Source organism: Bartonella sp. AC10YNML, assembly GCF_042196825.1.
Lineage (GTDB): Bacteria > Pseudomonadota > Alphaproteobacteria > Rhizobiales > Rhizobiaceae > Bartonella.
In genome coordinates this window covers 74,420-90,029 of record NZ_JBHIRA010000006.1, presented here as the reverse complement: position 1 = coordinate 90,029, position 15,610 = coordinate 74,420, and the positions used below count along the sequence as shown (strand labels likewise).

12 protein-coding genes are annotated in these 15,610 nt (G+C 36.5%); 9 read left to right on the top strand and 3 right to left on the bottom strand.

Annotation, left to right across the window (positions count from 1 at the left end):
• Positions 1-73 precede the first annotated feature (73 nt).
• The 6 genes from guaA (at position 74) to ACFINA_RS04745 (ending at position 7,722) form a co-directional block, all read left to right on the top strand.
• Entirely contained in the window at positions 74-1,630 is a 1,557-nt protein-coding gene (gene guaA / locus ACFINA_RS04770; protein ID WP_375606820.1) for a glutamine-hydrolyzing GMP synthase, read from the top strand.
• A gap of 170 nt (positions 1,631-1,800) precedes the next feature.
• Entirely contained in the window at positions 1,801-2,523 is a 723-nt protein-coding gene (locus ACFINA_RS04765) for a glycerophosphodiester phosphodiesterase (RefSeq protein ID WP_375606759.1), read from the top strand.
• 973 nt (positions 2,524-3,496) lie between these two features.
• Positions 3,497-4,831: a sn-glycerol-3-phosphate ABC transporter substrate-binding protein UgpB gene (gene ugpB / locus ACFINA_RS04760; RefSeq protein WP_375606760.1), complete on the top strand. Its 1,335-nt coding sequence runs from the start codon at positions 3,497-3,499 to the stop codon at positions 4,829-4,831.
• A 95-nt stretch (positions 4,832-4,926) separates the two neighbouring features.
• On the top strand, positions 4,927-5,811 hold the full coding sequence (gene ugpA / locus ACFINA_RS04755) for a sn-glycerol-3-phosphate ABC transporter permease UgpA (RefSeq protein WP_375606761.1): 885 nt from the start codon (positions 4,927-4,929) through the stop codon (positions 5,809-5,811).
• Between the two features lie 10 nt (positions 5,812-5,821).
• On the top strand, positions 5,822-6,673 hold the full coding sequence (gene ugpE / locus ACFINA_RS04750) for a sn-glycerol-3-phosphate ABC transporter permease UgpE (protein ID WP_375606762.1): 852 nt from the start codon (positions 5,822-5,824) through the stop codon (positions 6,671-6,673).
• 2 nt (positions 6,674-6,675) lie between these two features.
• Entirely contained in the window at positions 6,676-7,722 is a 1,047-nt protein-coding gene (locus ACFINA_RS04745; protein WP_375615161.1) for a sn-glycerol-3-phosphate import ATP-binding protein UgpC, read from the top strand.
• 1,895 nt (positions 7,723-9,617) lie between these two features.
• Here the strand turns inward: ACFINA_RS04745 and ACFINA_RS04740 are convergent.
• Genes ACFINA_RS04740 through ACFINA_RS04730 form a run of 3 tightly spaced genes read right to left on the bottom strand, consistent with a single transcriptional unit; the run spans position 9,618 to position 12,168 of the window.
• Positions 9,618-10,532, bottom strand: coding sequence for a metal ABC transporter solute-binding protein, Zn/Mn family (locus tag ACFINA_RS04740; protein WP_375615160.1), 915 nt, complete (start codon positions 10,530-10,532; stop codon positions 9,618-9,620).
• A 10-nt stretch (positions 10,533-10,542) separates the two neighbouring features.
• Positions 10,543-11,412 carry a metal ABC transporter permease gene (locus tag ACFINA_RS04735; protein WP_375615159.1) on the bottom strand — a complete coding sequence of 290 codons (870 nt, stop codon included), beginning with the start codon at positions 11,410-11,412 and terminating at the stop codon, positions 10,543-10,545.
• A 3-nt stretch (positions 11,413-11,415) separates the two neighbouring features.
• On the bottom strand, positions 11,416-12,168 hold the full coding sequence (locus ACFINA_RS04730) for an ABC transporter ATP-binding protein (protein ID WP_375615158.1): 753 nt from the start codon (positions 12,166-12,168) through the stop codon (positions 11,416-11,418).
• A gap of 681 nt (positions 12,169-12,849) precedes the next feature.
• Between ACFINA_RS04730 and nrdH the strand changes: the two genes are divergently transcribed.
• From nrdH to nrdE, 3 genes are read left to right on the top strand one after another with little or no spacing between them, the layout of a single operon-like run.
• A complete protein-coding gene (gene nrdH, locus ACFINA_RS04725; RefSeq protein WP_005774163.1) occupies positions 12,850-13,074 on the top strand; it encodes a glutaredoxin-like protein NrdH in 225 nt (74 codons plus the stop codon).
• Positions 13,074-13,472, top strand: coding sequence for a class Ib ribonucleoside-diphosphate reductase assembly flavoprotein NrdI (gene nrdI / locus ACFINA_RS04720; RefSeq protein ID WP_375606767.1), 399 nt, complete (start codon positions 13,074-13,076; stop codon positions 13,470-13,472). Before nrdH ends, nrdI begins: the two co-directional genes overlap by 1 nt.
• Positions 13,454-15,604, top strand: a complete 2,151-nt coding sequence (nrdE, locus tag ACFINA_RS04715; protein ID WP_375606768.1) for a class 1b ribonucleoside-diphosphate reductase subunit alpha — start codon at positions 13,454-13,456, stop codon at positions 15,602-15,604. Before nrdI ends, nrdE begins: the two co-directional genes overlap by 19 nt.
• Positions 15,605-15,610 lie beyond the last annotated feature (6 nt).

The window sequence follows — 15,610 nt, the reverse complement described above, 5'->3', positions numbered from 1 at the left end:
CAGGCTTGTGAAAAGAGAAAGATTGAATCATAACTCTCATGAGTTTTCTTTTACAATTGTTGATTGGTTTTCTATGAGCATATCACATCCAGACACTGTTCTTATTATTGACTTTGGTTCACAAGTTACACAACTTATTGCACGAAGGGTACGAGCAATGGGAGTGTATTGTGAAATTACTCCTTTTCAATTGGCTTTAGAAGCTGTGCGCCGCATAAATCCTAAAGCTATTATTTTATCAGGGAGTCCTTATTCCGTTATTGATGAGGGCTCTCCGCGTGCTCCAATGGAAATTTTTGAGGCGGGTGTTCCGATTCTGGGTATTTGCTATGGTGAACAAGTCATGTGTATTCAGCTTGGAGGAAAGGTTGAAGCTGGACATGAGCGTGAATTTGGGCGCGCTTTTTTGGAAGTTCAAGAAGAGAGTGCCCTTTTTGGTGGAGTGTGGGAAAAAGGTTCTCGTTATCAAGTATGGATGAGCCATGGTGACCGTGTGGCAGCTTTACCAGAAGGTTTTCGTGTCATAGGAACCTCAAAAGGTGCTCCCTATGCGGCTATTGCTGATGAGAAAAGGCATTTTTATGCGGTACAGTTTCATCCTGAAGTTATCCATACACCAGATGGTACAAAACTTTTGCAAAATTTTGTTCATAAGATCTCTGCTATTAAAGGTAATTGGTCAATGGCTTCTTATCGTGAGCAGGCAATTGCGACAATACGACAAACAGTTGGGAAAAGTCGTGTGATTTGTGGTCTTTCAGGGGGAGTGGATTCATCTGTTGTAGCGGTACTCCTTCATGAAGCCATAGGAGATCAACTGACATGTATTTTGGTAGACCATGGGCTGATGCGCAAGAATGAAGCTGAAGAAGTTCTCACGCTCTTTCGTGATCACTATAATATAGAGCTTATTCACGTTAATGCTGCTGATGTGTTTCTTAATGCTTTAAAAGGTGAGACAGATCCAGAAAAAAAACGCAAAACAATTGGTCGCCTTTTTATTGAAGCTTTTGAAGAAGAAACAAAAAAAATAGGAGGTGCAGAGTTTTTAGCACAAGGAACACTTTATCCAGATGTCATTGAGAGTGTGTCTGCTATTGGTGAAACGGTAACCATTAAAAGCCATCATAATGTGGGTGGACTACCAGAACAGATGAAGATGAAACTTGTAGAACCGTTGCGTGAGCTCTTTAAGGATGAAGTTCGCTCGCTAGGGCGAGAGTTAGGGCTACCGGAGCAGTTTATTGGTCGCCATCCTTTTCCAGGTCCCGGCCTTGCAATTCGGTGTCCAGGTGCTGTAACACGTGAAAAATTAGAAATTTTACGCGAAGCAGATGCTATTTATCTTGAGGAAATCCGTAAGGCCGGACTTTATGATGAAATTTGGCAAGCTTTTGCTGTTCTTCTTCCAGTTCAAACTGTTGGTGTTATGGGGGATGATCGCACTTATGAATTTGTTTGTGCTCTTCGCGCTGTCACATCTGTAGATGGAATGACCGCTGATTTTTATCCCTATGATATGGCATTTTTAAGTAAGACAGCAGCACGTATTATTAATGAAGTTAGAGGAATTAATCGTGTTGTGTATGATGTAACCTCAAAGCCTCCTGGTACCATTGAATGGGAATAATTGAAATGAAGGATAAGCCTTTTTCAGAATAAAATATGACTGAGGGTTTGATATTCAGAAAAATGTAGAAAAAATATTTAAAAATTATTGTGCATTTTCATGTTGATATAAGTCTTTATCTGAAAATCTGTACGTCAATATATTGAAAAGTGAGAAGTATGAAATTTTGCATGTCTGAGAAAAAAATTGTTGCACACCGTGGAGGAGCTCATCTTTATCCTGAAAATACCCTTTCGGCATTTAATAATGCTATAGCGTTAGGTGTTGATGAAGTTGAATGCGACGTTCATTTGCTAAAAAGCGGTGAGGTGGTTGTCTTTCACGATTTTCATCTAGACCAATTGGTTGGCAAAAAGGGATATATTCACGACATTGATAATGAAACACGCAAACAACTCTGCGTGAAAGGTAGCCGAGAAGCACCTCCTTTATTAGAAGAGGTGCTTGATCTTCTAGCACCAACGAATGTTGCGTTACATATTGAAATCAAAACATGTGGTGAAGTGGAGCGTGAAACAATATTATCTCAAAAAGCGCTTGCGCTCATAAAAAGCCGCAATTTAACAGAACGGGTTTCTGCAATTAGTTTTGATCCTTTAGTTCTTCGTCCTTTTATTGAGGCAGGAATACCATCTGGTCCATGTGTTGATAATTTTGAAGGTGATATGCACCGTCATTTTTCTGAATGGAAACAATTGGGGTATACTGATCTAAGTTTAAATGGCTCTATTGTTACACAGGATTTTATTGAATCAGCTCTTGAGGCTGATTTTATTGTAGGGGTATGGACAATTAATGGAAAAGCTCGGTTATCACATTGGCTTGATATGCCTGTACATTATATTACGACAGATCAACCTGATCTTGCATTGACATTGCGAGCACAAAGGTAAAAAATATATACCTTATAAAAGAAATCCTTGTACGCTTCATAAAGCGAGCTTAATGGAAGAAAACAAGAAATATTTTTTTACACGTAACAATAACACATTAATTTATAATGATAATTAATAGTTTTTCATGTTGAATGAGAATTCTTAACATATAAGTTTTTTTCATTTCAAATCTTTTTACAATGGATCAATCAAAATCATTCACTTGCACATTACAAGTAGGCTTGGTGTGTGGATAAATATCTCGTGAGAAAAGAATAAAAATTTTCATTTAAACATTCTCAAATGCAAGACTTGTTGAAGCATGAGGGTTCATAGAGTGGTGCTGTTTTTCACTTTTTGAAGCATAAGAATGATGGCGTGCAAAAAGTTTTATACACTTTAGTGGAGGGACTTTAATATTCCATTTTATAGAAGCTATCATGAGATATAGATGTATTGAAAGATTTTTTAACAGCATGAAAATTTTGTAAGACAAAGCCGTTTTGTTTTGCATGAAGGGCATGACCCCATTATCAGGGAAGGAGGCCATTAAATACTTTAAAATAATTTTCTTCATTTTAAGAAAAAGTCTATTTATCTCTTTGTTCAATGTAGTATCAACACCGTTTTAAGGCATAAATCGAAAGTTATAAGACAAATAACAAAATAATAAACAACTCTTTTTTTAAAAAGTAAGTTCAAATATTACAATAGTCATTGAATAACATTTACGATATATATCTTTTTACCTATTTCCTTGTTTATTTAAACCTTCTCATTTTTTTAAATATTTACAATCGAATGACTCATGAATACATAAGAAAGCTTATAAAAGAAAACGAATAAATCTAAACAAATTCATTTGACCTTTTGGTGGTTCCTGTTTAAATGAGCCAGCATATTTTTATAATAAAATCGGCATGGCATGTTCATGTGTGATACTATAAATTTAGGGGTAGTTTGTATTCCATCACTTCAGAAAGGGTGAACCATGAGTCGTTTTTATCTTTCCATAGTAGCTACGGTTGCTATCATAATAACAACAGCGGGAATAACAGAAGGTTTCGCGCAGACAAAAATTAGTTTTTGGCATTCTATGAGTGGTGAACTAGGAAAGGAAACTGAAAGTCTCATTAACGATTTTAATGCGAGTCAATCTGAATATAAAGTTATTCCTTCATATCGCGGTGAGTATGAAGAGGGTTTGATTTCACTCATTGCAGCATTTCGTGGAAAGAAACAGCCGGTGCTCGCTCAAATTTATGACGTTGGTACTGGAACTATGATGGCAGCAAAAGGCGCAATCTATCCATTTTATCAACTTATGGCTGATACAAAACAAGAGTTCGATCCTACAGATTATTTTCCTGCTATTAGTGGCTATTACTCCGATGAACAGGGGCGTATGGTTTCTATGCCATTCAATATTTCAACACCAATCCTTTATTATAACAAAGATATCTTTAAAAAAGCAGGGCTTGATCCAGAACAGCCTCCTAAAACGTGGCAAGATATAGAAGATTTTTCCAAAAAAATTCTTGAAACTAAAGCGGCAACGTGTGGTTTTACAATGACTTATGCAGCTCAATGGATTGGTATAGAAAACTTTTCAGCGTTGCATAATGTTCCTTTTGGAACGAAGGAAAATGGCTTTAAAGGATTTGATTCAGAACTTACATTTAATGGACCTTTACAAGTGCGTATGTGGGCTGACTTGAAAAAGTGGTCTGATCAAGGTATTTTCCGCTATGGTGGTCCTGCTGGCGCATTAGATTCAACACCAATGTTTATGGCACAAAATTGTGCAATTTTAATGCAATCTTCAGGATCATATGCTGGAATTGTTTCTGAAGCTCAGTTTAATGTGGGGGTTGGTATGCTACCATACTATAAGGATGCAGAAGGAGCGCCGCAAAATTCAGTTATTGGGGGAGCTTCTATTTGGGCGTTTAAGGGACATACTCCAAAGGAATATGCAGGGGCAGCCGCTTTTCTTAAATTTCTTTCAAAAACAGAAAATCAAGCAAGGTGGCATCAAGAAACAGGTTATCTTCCAACCACAAAAGCGACTTATGAATTAAGCAAAAAACAACATTTCTATGAAAAAACGCCAGGTGCTGATATAGCTATTAAACAGATCAATCTTAATCCTCCAACAGTTAATTCGAAAGGTATAAGATTTGGTAATTTACCACAAATCCGTACTATTCTTGATCAAGAGTTGGAAGCTGTTCTTCGTGGTTCAAAAACACCGAAAGATGGTTTAGATGAAACCGTTAAACGTGGAAATAAACTCTTGCGTGAATTTGAAAAATCCAATCATTAATTTCGTTTTATTGTTAAACATTAAAGACTCAACAAAAATCGTTGAGTCCTTTTTGTTTATCTTTTTAAAGTCTCTACATTTAAAGAGCCCTACGAATGCAAGAAAAGCATGCATATTTTAAAAATAGTCTCCTTTCTTACGGGTTGCTTTTTCCTCAGCTCCTTGTGACTTTTTTGTTTTTCTTTTGGCCTGCTGCTCAGGCAATAAAATCATCCTTTGAACGCGAAGATCCTTTTGGCTTTACAACAACTTTTATTGGTCTTGAAAATTATATAACCGTTCTTTCTGATCCTACTTATCGGCAATCGCTTCTTACAACCGCAGTATTTTCCATCTCAGTTACTGTCGCTTCAATGACAATATCACTTCTCTTAGCTGTCTGTGTTGATCGTGTCATCCGTGCAAAAAAGGCTTATACAATGCTTTTGCTCTGGCCCTATGCTGTTGCTCCAGTATTGGCCGGTATATTATGGTTGTTTATCTTTCATCCCACTATTGGGATTATCCCTTTTCTTCTCGAAAAAATAGGGGTTTTATGGAATTATCGTATTAATGGCACTCAAGCGATGCTTCTTATTGTCATTGCGGCTAGCTGGAAACAGATTTCTTACAATTTTCTCTTTTTTCTTACAGGTCTTCAGTCTGTTCCGCGTTCTCAAATAGAAGCAGCCGCCATTGATGGTGCTGGTCCCTTTAAACGATTTTGGACTGTGATCTTCCCACAAATTTCACCAACGACGTTTTTCCTTCTTATTGTCAATGTCAATTATGTTATGTTTGATACTTTTGGTATTATTGATAATACAACTTCTGGAGGTCCTGCGCGTGCAACGAGCATCCTCGTCTATAAAGTATATGATGATGGCTTTAGAAATCAAATAATCGGTGCATCGGCAGCACAATCAACACTATTGATGTTGATGGTTATTGTCTTAACGTTTATCCAGTTTCGCTGGATTGAGCGCCGTGTACAATATTAGGAAACAAATTATGGTTGAAAATCGCCCTGTTTTGAAAGTTATAACCCATATAACGCTCATTGTTGGTATTATCATTATTTGCTTTCCAGTTTATGTTGCTATCATTGCATCAACTCATAGTTCAGCAGCATTTACCTCAGGAACACTTCCTCTTTTGCCTGGGAAATATGCTCTGGAAAATTATAAAACAATCTTTGGTGATGGCCTTGCACAGCTGGGTTTGCCCAACCTCTGGCCACTTTTAATGAATTCATTCATTATGGCTCTTGGGATTAGTATTGGAAAAATTATTATTTCACTTTTGTCTGCTTATGCAATTATTTACATGCGCTTTCCCTTCCGAAAAACTGCTTTTGTTCTTATTTTTGTTACATTGATGCTCCCTGTCGAAGTTCGTATTCTTCCAACCTATGAGATTGTTGCAAAATTGGGGATGGTTAATACCTATAGTGGAATGATTATTCCACTTATTGCATCTGCAACCGCTACATTTTTATTTCGCCAGTTTTTTTTGACTGTTCCAGATGAACTCTTAGAGGCGGCACGTGTTGATGGTGCAGGTCCAGTTAAATTTTTTAAGGATATTCTTCTTCCTCTTAGTAAAAGTAATATCGCTGCTTTATTTATCATTATGTTCATTTATGGATGGATACAATATCTCTGGCCTCTTATCATCACAACGGATCAAAATCATCAAACGATCCTTATTATTTTAAAACAGCTTATTGTCGAATCACTTCAACATGATCCTCAATGGAATATACTCATGGCAGTATCGGTTGTTGCCATGGTTCCCCCTGTTCTTGTTGTTATCTTCATGCAGCGGCTTTTTATCAAAGGCCTTATTGAAACGGAGAAGTAATTGTGGCCATAATCCAGTTATCAAATATAAAAAAACAGTATGACAACGGCATTCTGGTCATTGATGATTTAAACTTAACTATTGCAGATAAAGAGCTTCTTGTTCTTGTCGGTCCTTCAGGGTGTGGAAAATCAACCTTATTACGTATTATAGCAGGACTTGAACAAGTCACCTCAGGTGAATTATGCATTGATAACGAACGTATCAATGATCGTGAACCAGCTGATCGTGATATTGCTATGGTTTTTCAAAATTATGCCCTTTATCCCCATATGACAGTTCGTGGAAACTTAGAATATGGTCTTAAAAATCGTAAAACTCCTAAAGAAGAAATTAAAAAACGTATCGCACATGCTGCAAAGCTTTTGGAGATAGAACCATTTCTTGATCGTAAACCACGACAATTATCAGGAGGACAACGTCAGCGTGTTGCAATGGGGCGTGTGATTGTACGTCAACCCCGTGTTTTTCTCTTTGATGAACCTCTTTCAAATCTTGATGCAAAATTACGGGCGCAAATGTGTATTGAAATAAAAACACTACAGCGTTCATTAGGAACAACGAGCCTCTATGTTACCCATGATCAACTAGAAGCTATGACATTAGCTGATAGAATAGTGGTTTTGAATAAAGGAGCTATCGAGCAAATTGGAACACCAATGGAAATTTACGATACTCCAGCAACAACATTTGTTGCTGATTTCATTGGTTCTCCTCCTATGAATTTTCTTGATCGCCATGTCTTAGAACAACATTTAGGGCATTCATTTTCTTATGGCGAAGAAACTGATCTTTTAGCCTTCAGACCTGAGATCATCTTATTGGGCGAACATCCAGATAAAGGGCCTGTCTTTCACACAAAAATTGAGCTTATCAAGCCTATTGGAACAGGTTGCCATGTTTTAACGCGTTGGAATGGTATCATCTTTACGATTGAAATAAAAGAACGCTTGACACACGACTATGGTCAAAAACTAAGTTTCACAGTTGCTCATCAGAATTTTCATACTTTTAATAAAAACACAGGAAAGCGCACAAATAATAAGTAAGCATTAATTGATGTGATACGACTCTCTTTTATGTTGCGTCATGATAATGGTGTGTTTTGACTTGCTCAATTACATTTACAAACTCAGGTTGTAACCGATGGGATTAAAAACAAAATTTTAACACTTTTGGTAATGATCCATTGTTCCGTGGCGCTGAGAATGTCAAAACATTTATATGAAGAAATTTTACATTTTCATGGTCTATAAGAAGAATATAATTTTCAAACATCATTTTCATTATAAAAAAATATCAATATAGAATAAATCTTTATTAACCAATTTTTACTCATTTATAATTTTGTTATAAAAAACAACATATTATCATATGTTTATTGATGTAATAATTTATGTGTATTATAAAAGTAAATGAGAGAAATAGAGAGAAAAAATGAGTCATAGATAAGGGAGGATGCGCCCCATATCTGAGCTTTGATCCCTAACATAAAAAGTCTATTTGATCCATAAAATACGACGCTGTTCTAAATAGTCTCTACGAGAATAGGCGCATTCTATTTTACTGCTGGCCATATGATCTAAAATAGTTTCAGAGCTCCTATAAGAAGCATTTATTTTTTTTACCAATCACATAAATTAGAGAGAAACCTATGCGCGCATGCTGCAAGTTTATTTTTTCTCATGTAAATCACTATGTAATTCTCAGCAAGGGTATCTGATAAGTTGCAAAAAATCACTGAGAGATAGAAGGTGTGCTTATTTTAGAATTTTCATTGCTTTTAGCGATAAAAGCAGATGAAATACATCTGTAACATCTCATCGATCTTTCTATATTCTTGAGTTAAAAATTGCCTATAGATCATCCTAAAACAGATCTTTATGAATATAACATAAGGGATTGGTGCGAACACCTATAAGAATCAGTAGGGACAAAGGCAGTTATATTATTGTTTTGCAAAGCATTTTATAAAAGCTGGTATATTTTTTCAATATATTGCCAGTCTATTAATGGTTTTATGATATTATTTTCTTATAAAGCGCGTGCTTTTTTGTTGCTTATAAATCAACCTAAACTTTATACAGCAGTATGTTTGAGACAAATATGAAGACGGTTCAGTGCTGTATTCAGTTTTGTGTAATTTCTAAAATGAGGAGACAGCTTAATTTAGGCAGAATATGAAAGCATCAAATAAAAAATAGATTTTATCTTTAGCCTCATCTTTTAATTTAGTATTGCGATTTTCAAAAACATCTAAGCCAATGTCTCTTACATAATGGCGATTAAGCATTGCCGAGCACATTTTTTTACGTTCGTTGAATAAAATTGCATCTCTCATACAAAACAGAATACCTAAACAGAAGGCTGTTGGGTTGCCAATTTACGCACTTTTTTAAAAAAATATCTTGCTAGGTTGTTCAAACTATTTTTTCACGCAGTCGTTTATAAATAGTATAACATAAAATCCATTGTGTATTGCCATCTTTATGCGTATAAAAATACAAGCTTGGGCCATCATCATACTCTCTTTCAGTCTCCAACATTGCAACAATTATTGTGTTGAGACTCTTCATAAGAGGCATTTTTTCTTCAAGTGGTTTTTATTCATACACAATTCTACTTGCATGTTATAAATGAAGTTGGATAGATAAAAATACTTTAAGAAAGAGACACAAAATTCTTCTTATGAATCTTTCAAGTGTCGAGAGTTATTGTAAAAGAAGCATTGAAAAATAGAATGCTACTGCTAACAGTTTGGGCACCATGAGGCAATAAATCTACTTACTTTATCTATCTTAGAATCTATAGAGTATAAATTTCTCTGTAAAAGTAACTTTATTTCATATCAATGTTATCAATTATAGCTGTTGGGGCATCATTAGTAACATAACCATAGACTTACGATTTTATGAACTCTTTTTTATCTCTTTTATAGAAGATCTTAATGTTTTGTGATAGCATCAATGATGGTATTCACATTATGTTCCATCATATCGAGATAAGTTGCTGCAGGGCCATTTTTGTTTGACAATGCATCAGAATAAAGTGTTCCACCAATTGTTAAACCTGTTTCTTTTGCAATCTGTTTTATGAGACGAGGATTAGAGATATTTTCAACGAATAGGGCCGTTGCTTTATTCGCTTTAATTTGTTTAATAAGCTTGGCTACATCGGCTGCGGTTGCTTCAGTTTCTGTTGAAGCACTTTGAGGAGCAAGGATAGTAAAACCATATTCCTTGGCAAAATAGCCAAAGGCATCATGAGATGTGATAATGATACGTTTATCTTTAGGAATGGTAGCAATTTTTGTTTTCAGGGTATCTTGTGCTATTTTAAGTTTTTGGATGTAGGTTTCGGCATTTTTTTTGTAGCTGGTGCAGGATTGTGGATCAATTTTACAAAAAGCAGCAGCAATATTCTTCACATAGATTTCAACATTGGGAATTGTTTGCCAAGCGTGTGGGTCAATAACGCTGTGATGATGGGCATTATGTTCTTGTTTTTTCATTTCGAGGGGGGGAATATTAGCGCTAACCTCGACAAGGAGTGCTTTTGTACCGCTTGCTGTGATGAGACGGTCAATAAACCCCTCTAAATGAAGTCCGTTGATGAAAATAATTTGAGCATTTCTAAGAGCTTGAGCATCATGAGGGGTCGGTTCATAAGTGTGGGTATTCGCATTGGGCCCGACAAAAGTGGTCATAGAGATATGGTTGCCTCCTACATTTTTTACGAGATCGGCAAGAATAGAAAAGCTTGCAACAACTTGTATTTTATTGTGTGCAGAAGCAGAAAATGGAGAAAGGGCAAGCAATAAAGCTCCAAGAAGAACAAATTTTTGAGCAAATTTAGGCACGTTTTTTTCCTTAAAGTGAGGAGGTATAAAAGAGGTGGGGAAACCATGCTACAATAAAGCCACGTGGACTTATCAAACAGGAAACAAGATAAATAAATCCTACGGTAATGATGATAGCAGGGCCGGATGGAAGTGAAAGATGAAAAGAAAGCAGGAGACCACCTACGCTAGAAATGATTCCAAAAAGAGTGGAAAGCGCGCAAATAGGGCCTAGCCGTGAAAACCAAAAACGGGCTGTAATGGCTGGAATCATCATAATGCCAACGGAAAGTAATGTTCCTAGTGATTGAAAGCCTCCAACTAGATTCAGCACCACAAGTCCAAGCAATGAAATATGAATATATTTACTCAATGGAGAGAGTGATTTAAAAAAGAGGGGGTCAAAGCTTTCTAAAACGAGTGCACGCCAAAAAATACAAAGGCTGCATAGTGTAATCAGCATTATAGTAGTGATTAACCAAAGGGCTTGTGCATCAAGTGCAAGAACCGATCCGAATAAGAGATGAAGCAGCTCAATTGTTGAGTCTTTCAGTGAGATAATAATAACACCTGCCGCGAGTGCAATAAGATAAAAGACGGTCATGGATGCATCTTCTTTCTGAAAGCTGTTTCGTGAAATCAAAATGGTTGCTAAAGCAACAATAATGCCAGCAAAAATACCACCAAGTGTCATAGATATAAGGGAGAAGCCGCAAATGAGAAAAGCAGTTGCAACACCAGGAAGAATGGCATGAGAGATAGCATCTCCTGTCAAACTCATTCCACGGAGCATCAAAAACACACCAACAGGACAAGCACTAATAGAGAGGAGAATAGAGCCGATAAGAGCGTTTTGCATAAATTGGAAATCAACAAAGGGGGCAAGAAAAAATGCATACACGTCTTATAACCTAAGAAAGAGAGGATCATTAATGAGAAGATTTTGTTTTTGTGCGCTAATAGGGAAAGAATTGGAGGTGAGAGGTGGCATAACGTGATGAAGGGTGTTGTTTAAAAACTGTGTTGTTTCTCCATAAAAGGCGTTTTGTTGATCAATTTGAATCATTTGGGGAAAAAATTCTTGCACGATGAGAGGGTTATGGAGTGCTGTGAGAATTGTGCGTCCTTGCTGTTGCCAGTATGTGATCAGTGCAAGAAGGTCTTTTTGGGTATTATGATCTACACCATTGAAAGGTTCATCAAGCAAAATAATATTGGCATCTTGTACAATGATACGTGCAAAAAGAGCGCGTTGTAATTGCCCACCTGATAATGTTTCAAGCGAACGGGTGGCAAGTGCTGAGAGTCCAACCATTTCAAGCGCATTCTGAATCTTAGAATCATAAGGGCGTTGGTTTTTCCATAATCCACAAAAGGACCATAACCCTGTTTTGATAAGCGTTTTCACATCAATTGGAAATGTTTGATCTACATGACATTGCTGAGCAAGATAAGCAATGCGGCTTTTTTTTGGTTTTGTAATTTTTCCTTTAAGAGGTTTAATCAATCCGGCGATGGCTTTTAGCAGTGTCGATTTTCCAGCGCCATTATCACCTGTTATTGCAACCAATGAACCAGCTTTTAACTTTGCTGAAAAGTTCTTTATTGCTATTCTATTCCTATAGCCTAATGTTGTCTTATTGAAGTGCAGATCCATATTTTTTACCATCGTTGCTTATTATTTTGGAAACTATGTAATAATATAACGTTTGTCAACAAAATGTTATATTATTACATAGTTTTGAGTACTGAAAATTTTAGTGGGAAGATCGTGGAAAATTAAAAATAATAATTGAATTCACCTTGACGAAAGAGAGAGAGTATATACTATATATAGTATCAAAATGATTGGTGATTCTAAATAAGCACAAGAGAGGGTGTTAGTGTGTTTCGTTTGGTATCTAAGTTATTTCCATTATTGTAAAGAGTTTATTGGCCAAAGGTATAGCAGTATTTTTACTGAAGAGTCTCTTTTGGAAGGATTCCCTTTCGTTTTTGTAATTGATTTTTGCCGTAAAAGAGTAAACTAGAGCTCTTGAAAAACGGTGGTTTAGAACGTTAGTTTTTTAGACAGCAGGAGGGAATTGTAATGCAAGCAAAAGATTGTTTTATAACTAGGGGGCTTTGCCATTTAAGTTGTAGAATAATCGCTTATTCTCATCATAGTTTTTGAAGTTATTTGATGAGGAATTCTGTTATGTTTAGGAAGCTGTGTATTATTTGAAAATAACCACATGTTTTGCTTACAATTTCTGTTTTTTGTTATTCTTGAGTACCTATAAAATTATTAGATTGACCTTTCAGGGTTGATTGTTTGGAATTGTGAAAGTTGAAGAAAATGTCGATCACTATTTATAGTAAACCATCTTGTGTCCAATGTGATGCTACACGCCGCGCTTTTGATGCAAAAGGCATTCATTATCGTGTTGTTGATATTTCCTGTGATGAACAAGCATATAGTTTTGTTCAATCTCTGGGGTATCGTCAGGTTCCTGTCGTTGTTTGTGGTGAAAATCATTGGTCTGGTTTTAGACCAGATATGATTAGTGGTCTTTGTGCTTAATGGGGCTTATTGTTTATTATTCGAGTGCAACGGGTAATACAGAACATTTTGTCTCGCAGCTTGGTCAACGACTCTTCAAAATTGATAAAAAAAAGCCTTCTGCATTGGTTGGTGAACCTTATGTATTGGTTGTTCCTACATATGCAGATGGCGAAGGAAGAGGGGCCGTGCCAAAGGCCGTTGTCCAGTTTCTTAATGAATCTGAGAACCGAAAATTAATTTGTGGTGTTATTGGCGGTGGGAATCGTAATTTTGGTCGCTATTATAATTTAGCAAGTAAAATTATTGCTGAAAAATGTTGTGTCCCTTGCCTTTATCGTTTTGAGCTGCGTGGAACTGATGAAGACGTTATCTATGTAAAAAAGGGATTGGAAAGATTTTGGAAACAATTGGTATAGGACAATCGCAGAAATCGGATCAGGTTACTGATTATCATGCGTTGAATGCAATGCTTAATCTTTATGATGAAAATGGTCATATTCAATTTGATATGGATCGGCTTGCTGCGCGGCAATATTTTCTTCAGCATGTTAATCAAAATACAGTTTTTTTTCATAACCTGAAGGAAAAAATAGATTACTTAATAGAAGAAGGTTATTATGAAAAAGCTTTGTTTGAGCTTTATGATTTTTCTTTTATTAAAAAGCTTTTTAAACGTGCTTATGCATTTAAATTTCGTTTTCCTACCTTTTTAGGCGCGTTTAAGTATTATACCAGCTATACACTGAAGACTTTTGATGGGAAACGTTATCTTGAACGTTATGAAGATCGCGTCTGTCTTGTAGCTTTATATTTGGCACAAGGGAATAAAGCTCTTGCGGAAAGTTTTGTGGATGAAATTATTACAGGACGTTTTCAACCAGCAACGCCGACATTTCTAAATGCTGGCAAAAAACAACGTGGTGAATTGGTTTCGTGTTTTTTGCTACGTGTTGAAGATAATATGGAATCGATAGGTCGTTCGGTTAATTCGGCTTTGCAGCTTTCAAAACGTGGTGGAGGTGTGGCGCTTTGTTTGACCAATTTGCGGGAAGCTGGAGCGCCAATTAAGCAAATAGAAAATCAGTCCTCAGGTGTTTTACCGGTGATGAAACTCTTGGAAGATTCTTTTTCTTACGCCAATCAGCTTGGGGCACGACAGGGGGCTGGAGCTGTTTATTTGCATGCTCATCATTTAGATATTATGAAGTTTTTGGATACAAAGCGTGAAAATGCTGATGAAAAAGTTAGAATCAAAACGCTTTCGCTTGGTGTCGTTATTCCTGATATTACTTTTGAGCTTGCACGGAATAATGAGGATATGTATCTCTTCTCATCGTATGACATCGAGCGTGTTACAGGTAAACCCTTTAGCGATATTTCTTTAACGGAGCATTATCGATCCTTTGTTGATAATGCAAAGATTCGTAAAAAGAAAATAAGTGCACGCGTTTTTTTCCAGACACTAGCGGAAATTCAATTCGAGTCGGGTTATCCCTATATTTTATTTGAGGATACTGCTAATCGATCGAATCCGATAGCTGGGCGCATAAGTATGAGCAATTTATGTTCAGAAATTTTGCAGGTGAGTGAGGCGAGTGAACTGGAGACAGATTTAACGTATCGCACGATTGGAAGTGACATATCCTGTAATCTTGGATCCATGAATATTGCCAAAGCAATGGAAAGTCCTGATTTTGGACAGACCGTAGAATCTGCTGTTCGTGCTCTGACTGCTGTTTCGGATATGAGCAATATTGCTTGTGTACCTTCCATTGCGAAAGGCAATGCCGAAAGTCATGCGATTGGTTTGGGACAAATGAATTTGCATGGGTTTCTAGCGCGTGAGCAGATTTATTATGGATCTCCAGAAGCGATTGATTTTACCAATATCTACTTTTATATTGTGACATATCACGCCATACGTGCTTCCAATTTAATTGCGCGCGAACGTCAAGAAATATTTGCAGGGTTTGAAAAATCAGCTTATGCAGATGGGCGTTTTTTCGAAAAATATATTGAAAAAGAATGGAAACCGCAATTTGCGCTTGTACAAGAGCTTTTTGCACGGAACAATATTGTTATTCCAAGTCAAAATGATTGGCAGGAACTCAAAGATTTAGTTGTTGAGTATGGGTTGTATAATCGCAATCTACAGGCTGTTCCACCCACGGGATCTATTTCCTATATTAATCATGCCACTTCTTCTATTCATCCAATTGCTTCAAAAATTGAAATTCGCAAAGAGGGAAAAATTGGGCGCGTTTATTATCCCGCTCCTTATATGGATAATACGAATTTGAATTTTTACCAAGATGCTTATGAGATTGGGCCTGAAAAAATTATAGATACCTATGCTGTTGCAACACAGCATGTTGATCAAGGTCTTTCATTAACATTATTTTTTCCCGATACAGCGACCACACGTGATATTAACCGCGCACAAATTTATGCTTGGAAAAAGGGTATCAAGAGTATTTATTATGTACGATTACGGCAAGTAGCATTAAGTGGAACAGAAGTAGATGGCTGTGTTTCGTGCAGTTTATAGGAGATC

Excerpts from the sequence above, each read along its gene's own strand:
- guaA (WP_375606820.1), top strand. The coding sequence starts at position 74 with ATGAGCATATCACATCCAGACACTGTTCTTATTATTGACTTTGGTTCA.
- ACFINA_RS04765 (WP_375606759.1), top strand. The coding sequence starts at position 1,801 with ATGTCTGAGAAAAAAATTGTTGCACACCGTGGAGGAGCTCATCTTTAT.
- ugpB (WP_375606760.1), top strand. The coding sequence starts at position 3,497 with ATGAGTCGTTTTTATCTTTCCATAGTAGCTACGGTTGCTATCATAATA.
- ugpA (WP_375606761.1), top strand. The coding sequence starts at position 4,927 with ATGCAAGAAAAGCATGCATATTTTAAAAATAGTCTCCTTTCTTACGGG.
- ugpE (WP_375606762.1), top strand. The coding sequence starts at position 5,822 with ATGGTTGAAAATCGCCCTGTTTTGAAAGTTATAACCCATATAACGCTC.
- ACFINA_RS04730 (WP_375615158.1), bottom strand. The coding sequence starts at position 12,168 with ATGGATCTGCACTTCAATAAGACAACATTAGGCTATAGGAATAGAATA.
- nrdH (WP_005774163.1), top strand. The coding sequence starts at position 12,850 with ATGTCGATCACTATTTATAGTAAACCATCTTGTGTCCAATGTGATGCT.
- nrdI (WP_375606767.1), top strand. The coding sequence starts at position 13,074 with ATGGGGCTTATTGTTTATTATTCGAGTGCAACGGGTAATACAGAACAT.